At 71.6% G+C, this 6000-nt stretch carries 3 protein-coding genes and 1 pseudogene; 3 read left to right on the top strand and 1 reads right to left on the bottom strand.

What is annotated here, in order from left to right; translation table 11 throughout:
* A pseudogene (locus tag ACWEPL_RS21115) lies at window positions 1–1000 on the bottom strand (ABC transporter ATP-binding protein); the annotation flags it as partial.
* 83 nt (window positions 1001–1083) lie between these two features.
* On the opposite strand from ACWEPL_RS21115, the gene ACWEPL_RS21110 reads away from it, so the two are divergent.
* From ACWEPL_RS21110 to ACWEPL_RS21100, 3 genes are all read left to right on the top strand, one after another.
* The gene (locus ACWEPL_RS21110) at window positions 1084–3438 is read left to right on the top strand and encodes an ATP-binding protein (RefSeq protein ID WP_452437186.1); all 2355 of its coding nucleotides are present in this window, start codon (window positions 1084–1086) and stop codon (window positions 3436–3438) included.
* Window positions 3439–3765: 327 nt separating this feature from the next.
* On the top strand, window positions 3766–4539 hold the full coding sequence (locus tag ACWEPL_RS21105) for an AMP-binding protein (RefSeq protein ID WP_397365877.1): 774 nt from the start codon (window positions 3766–3768) through the stop codon (window positions 4537–4539).
* Window positions 4540–4659: 120 nt separating this feature from the next.
* Window positions 4660–5961 (top strand): ABC transporter substrate-binding protein, encoded by a 1302-nt coding sequence (locus ACWEPL_RS21100; RefSeq protein ID WP_452437185.1) that lies wholly within the window; start codon window positions 4660–4662, stop codon window positions 5959–5961.
* The last annotated feature ends 39 nt before the right edge of the window (window positions 5962–6000 follow it).

The following is a 6000-nucleotide window of genomic DNA, read 5'->3' as shown; positions in this document are numbered from 1 at the left end:
GGTTGGCCAGCGAGGACTGGGCGGACCTGATCGCCAGGACCGCGGTGCCCGCCACCGCCAGCGGGATCGCGGCCAGGGCCAGGAGCACGCCGAGGGCCACGTAGACGAGGGCGGAGCCGAGGCCGCCGAGGGCCTCGCCGACCAGGCGGGCGAAGGTCTGGCGCCGGGCGAGCTTGAGCAGGACGTCCTGCTCGGCCCTGGCCACCGCGTCGTACATGCGCAGCAGGAAGCCGCGCATGGTGAACGAGCGCACCTCGGCCGCCGGCTCGCGCTCGGCCAGCAGCTCCGCGATGATCCACTTGCGGCGGTTGGCAGGGATGAGGGCGTAGAGGGTGGTGTAGCGCATCTTGGCGCTGCGGACCGCCGCCCAGGCGTCGGGCAGCACCGCCAGCAGGAGGAGCGGGAGCAGCACCGGATGGAGCACGCCGAGGACGCCGGCCACGGCCGCGATGCCGACCGCGGCCGTGACCACGTTGATGGCCGAGGTCACCACCGAGTCGGCCATGGCCACGCCGCGTAACCTGGCCCGCTGCAGCGCGTCGTGGAACTCGGGGTCGTCGTAGGCCACGAGCTCCACCCGGCTGGTCAGCCCGTACAGGCGCTCCTCGGTGAGCCGGCTCACCTGGGGGTCGAGGCGGGACTGCGCCCAGCCCGCGCCGGCCTGCACGCCGGTGCGGAGCGTCGCGGCCACCCCGACCAGCACGAGGCTGGGCAGCGCGGCCAGCACGCGGTCGGGGGTGGGGCCCTCGCTGAAGAGGGCGCTGAGGACGCCGGTGGTCGCCAGCAGGCCGAAGGCCGTGAAGACGCCGCCGAGGAGGTTGAGCGTGATCGTGGCGAGGGTGTCGCGCCGACCGGCCTGCCAGGCCATGCGCATCGCCTGTGTCACGAGTGACGGCAGCCGCCTGGCGATGGTCAGGAAACCGACCTCCGCCAGCTTGTCCTGATGGGCGTGCCAGTCGGAGAAGGAGATCTCACCGAGCTCGAGCGGCTCATCGACCATGACTTGAGTGTGCCCACGGGCACTGACAGATCTCCACCGATTATGTCTGGGCGCGCGGCGTAGTTGGTGACACACTCACAGTGATGCTGCGATTCGCCGACTTCAGCGACCTGCCGGCCGAGCCGAACGCGTTCGTGGGCCGGGAGTCCGATCTAGATGAGCTCGCCCATCTGATGCGCGTCTCCCGGGCCGTGACCCTCTGCGGCGCGGGCGGCATCGGGAAGACCCGGCTGGCGATGCGGCTCGCGGCCAGGGTGGGCCCCGACCACCCGGGCGGCGTGTGGCTGATCGAGCTGGCCGACCTGGAGAAGGGCGAGCTGAGAGAGTACGTCGCCGCCGCGCTCGGCATCGCGGGCGACCTGGCCGAGTCGATCGCGGGCCGGCGCGCGCTCCTGGTGCTCGACAACTGCGAGCCGGTGATCGGGGAGTGCGCGGAGCTGTGCCGTGACCTGCTCTGCGCCTGCCCGGGGCTCACCGTGCTGGCCACCAGCAGGGAGCCGCTGCGCGTGCCCGGCGAGACCGTGTGGCGGGTGCCGCCCCTGTCGGTGGGTGGGGAGGACAGCGAGGCCGTGCGGCTGTTCGTGGCCAGGGCCACCGCCGCCCGGCCCGACTTCGAGCTGACCGACGAGAGCCGGCCGCTGGTCACGGAGCTGTGCCAGGCGCTCGACGGCCTGCCGCTGGCGATCGAGCTGGCCGCCGCCATGGTGCGGGTCCTGTCCGTCCGCCAGCTCGTCGAGCGGCTGGACGACCGGTTCAGGCTGCTCGCGGGCGGCGCGCGTACGGCTCCGGCCCGGCACCGCACGCTCAGGGCCGCGGTGGACTGGAGCTACCGGCTGCTCTCCCCGCAGGAGCGGCTGCTGCTGCGCCGCACGGCGGCCTTCCGCTCCTCGTGGACGCTCGACCTGGCCGAGGCGGTCTGCTCGGGGCCGGGGCTGCCCGAGGAGGACGTGCTGCTCCGGTTGTGCGATCTGGTGGACAAGTCGCTGGTCGCGCTCGACGGCGAGATCGCCGGTCAGGCGCGCTACCGGCTGCTGGAGACCGTACGGGATTACGCGCTGGAGCAGCTCGCCGAGTCCGGCGAGGAGACGGAGCTGCGGCGCAGGCACCTGACGGCGCTGGCCGCGATGGCGAGCGGGTTCAAGGAGGCGATCGCGCCGGGCGCGCGCACGTCGTGGCCGGTGATCGAGCGGTACGTGAACCTGTTCGACGCGCTCAAGGTCGAGGTCGGCTCGGCCTGCGAGTGGTCGGTCGCCATCGGCCTGCCGGAGACCGCGTTGAGCCTGCTGACCGACCTGCGTTACCTGCTGGTCGGCAGCGGCAGGAAGCTCGACATGGCCGAGCGGCTCGACCGGCTGCTGGCCCTCGACGTCCCGCAGATGCGGCCGGCGCTGCGCGGTCAGGCCACGATCCTGCGCGGCGAGCTGGCGCTGGCGGCGGGCGATCTCGAACTGGCCACGTGGTGCACCCGCGCCGGGCTCGATCTGTGCAGGTCCGTCGACGACGCGTACGGCGAGGCCGTCGGCACGATCGTGCTGGCCCAGCTCACCGGCGAGCCCGAGACCCTGACCCGCGCGCTGGAGCTGGCCAGGCGCTCCGGCGACCTCATCCTGGAGTCGCTGGCCCAGGGCACCCGGGCGCAGTTCGGCCTGCACCACGGCCGCCTGCGGGAGGCGCAGCGCGGGTTCGAGGAGGTGCTGGCGATCAACGAGGGGCTCGACAACCACGTGGGCCGGTCCTTCGCCCACATCGGGCTCGCCCAGGTCGCCAGGCGCTCGGGCGACCTCCCGACGGCGAAGCGGCACTACGAGTCGGGGCTGAGCCTGCTGCGGCACGTGGACGCCAGGCAGCAGATCGTGAGCTGCCTGGCCGGGCTCGGCAAGGTGGCGCTCGACCAGGGTGACCCGGTGGAGGCCAGGACCAGGTTCACCGAGGCGCTGGTGCTCAGCCGCGACGCGGGGCTGCGCGCGGGCATCGCCAGGCGGCTGGAGGAGTGGGCGGTCCTGGTCTCCGCCGAGGGCGACCACCGGCGCGCGGTCCTGCTGGCCGCTGCCTCGGTGGCGCTGCGCAGCCGCCAGCCGGACGCGCGTACGGAGGACGTCCTGCGACCGGCGCGGACCGGGCTGGGCGAGGCCGTGGTCGGCATGTTGTGGGCCGAGGGCGCGGGGATGACCGCCGAACAGGCCGTGGCGTGCGCTCTGGACGGCGCGCTGCCCGAACGCCCCACGGAGCCGGTCGTACCGGTCAGCCAGGACAGCAGGCTCACGGTCAGGGAGCGCGAGATCGCCGAGCTGATCGCCAGAGGGCTCAGCAACCGGGCCATCGCCGACGAACTGGTCATCAGCCCGGCGACCGCCGCCCGCCACGTGGCCAACATTCTGTCCAAGCTGGGCTTCTCCACACGTACACAGATCGCCGCATGGGTGATCGAGAGCCGCTGATCCGCGTACCTCTCTACACATCACGGAGCCTGCCGGTTTACATCGTCGAATGGCCATGTCAGCGCATGTGCGGCACCCATCTGCACACCTACCGTTGCTACGTGTGATCGGCCGCACCGACGTTCCACCCTTTGCGGTGCGGCCGATCCATCGGGGACGTCACGCGTCCGCGCGGAGCTGGGCCTCCTCGGAGGGGTGGAGGTCCGGTTCCGGGCGCGTGGCAGCGGGCTCGAGTCGCGCAGGGCTCGGGCCCGCCCGCGGGAATGCACATCTGCCTACATAGATCGGTGGATGCTGTGCATGCCCGGCGGCCGTACGTTGGCGGTCATGAAGCCTGCCGCCTCGACCACCGGGACCGTGATCCACGAGGTGTTCCGCCAGGCGTACGAGCGCGGGGAGCGGCCGGCGCTCGTCGATCTGCGCGGCGGCCACGTCTACGGCTACCGCAGGCTGGTGACCGAGGTGACCAGGGCGGCCTCGGGGCTCGTACGCAGGGGCGCGCGGCGCGACCAGGTGGTGGGCGTGCACGTCTCGACGGCCGGCGCGCAGACGCTGGCCGTGCACACCGTGCTCGCGGCGGGCGGCGTGGCGGCGCCGATCGATCCCGCGCTCGGCGCCGGGGAGATGGCCGCGTGGCTGCGCGAGTGCGACGCGCGCACCTTGATCACCACCCCCGACCTGGCGGAGACGGCGGTGCGGGCGGCCGACGAGTCCCGGGTGCGCCAGGTCGTCTCGCTGGGCACGGCGCTCGACACGATCGACTTCCGCTGCCTGCTCACGCTGGAGCCCACCCCGCTGCCCGCGCTCGACGCCAAGCGCCAGGACGCGCTGCTGACGGCGGACGGCCGCCGGATGTCCCACGCCGACCTGCTGTCCAGGATGGCGGAGCTCGACCTGCCCGTGGGCCTGGCCGAGTCCGACGTCGTGCTGACCACGTGGCCGCCCGACAGCCGGTGCGACCTGGTCGTCCTGGTCTGCCTGGGCGTGTCCAAGGGCGCGCTGGTGGTGGCCGCGGGCGGCGGCGATCCGCCCGGCACGAGCTACGACTTCAGCGTCACGGTGGTGACGAACCCCGACGGCGGGCTCGAGCGCGTCCGCTGAGTATGCGGAGCTGTTATCCGCCCATCCCTTGACGCCGCGCGGCGGGAAGTGGGTAGATGGCCGTTGGTTGACAACGTTGTCAAATCACCAACTTCGGGGGCTTCGAAGGGATGGTGTGCGATGCGACGGTGGTTAGCGACCGTCTCGATCTCGATCGTGAGCGCGTTGAGCCTGGCGGCCTGCGGTGGCGGCGGAGGCGGGCAGTCGTCCCAGTCTCCGGCCGCCAGTGGCGGCGGCGGAGAGAAGAAACAGGTTGAGGTCTTCTCCTGGTGGACGGGCCCCGGCGAGGCCGACGGCCTCCAGGCGATGAAGAAGATCTTCGAGCAGCAGAATCCGAACTACACCTTCTTCGACGCCGCCGTGGCGGGCGGCTCCGGTGACAAGGCCAAGGCGCTGCTCCAGTCGAAGCTCCAGGCCAGCACCCCGCCCGACACCTTCCAGGGCCACGCGGGCGCCGAATTGCAGGGCTACATCAAGGCCGGCAACCTTGAGGACCTGACCTTCCTGTACGACGAGCTGAAGCTGAAGGACGTCTTCCCCACGCAGCTCGTCGATCAGATCAGCGTCGACGGCAAGATCTACTCGGTGCCGGTGAACATCCACCGGTCCAACGTGCTGTGGTTCAACCCCGCGGTGCTCAAGGACGCCGGCGTGGCCGCCGCGCCCAAGACGATCGACGAGTTCATCGCGGACCTGGAGAAGGTCAAGGCCAAGGGCAAGATCCCGCTGTCGATCGGCTCCGAGTGGACCGTCACCCACCTGATGGAGAACGTCCTGCTCGGCTCGATGGGCACCGACGCCTACAACGCGCTGTTCAAGCCGGGCGCCGACTGGAACAGCCCGCAGGTGACCAAGGCGCTGGAGAGCTTCGCCAAGATCATGTCGTACGCGGGCGACCCGCAGGACGACTGGCAGCCGGCCGCCAAGCAGGTCGCCGACGGCGAGGCCGCGTTCAACATCATGGGCGACTGGGCGTACGGCTACTTCCACAACCCGCCGGAGGGCGGCCTGGGCAAGAAGTCGAAGACGGACTTCGACTGGGCGCCGGCTCCCGGGACCGAGGGCACGTACATGTGGCTGTCCGACAGCTTCACCCTCCCCAAGGGCGCGAAGAACCGTGATGGGGCCATCGCCTGGCTGAAGGTCGCGGCCAGCAAGGAGGGCCAGGACGCCTTCAACCCCAAGAAGGGCTCCATCCCCGCCCGCAAGGACGCCGACCAGGCCCTCTACACCGACTACCTGGCCGACGCGCTGAAGGACTGGTCGAGCAACAAGCTCGCCGGGTCGATCCAGCACGGCGTCTCGGTCAACCAGCCGTGGCTGGCGGCGATCACCGAGTCGGTCGGCCTGTTCATCGGCAGCAAGGACGTCAAGGCCCTGCAGCAGGGGCTCGCCGACGCGGCCAAGTCCAACGCTCAGTAGCGAGGTCCGGGGGGGGGCCGCCCGCGCCCCCCGGGGGCG

The organism is Nonomuraea sp. NPDC004186 (genome assembly GCF_053603495.1).
Note: the sequence above shows the minus strand (reverse complement) of the source record. Positions and strands in the feature narration are given on the sequence as shown.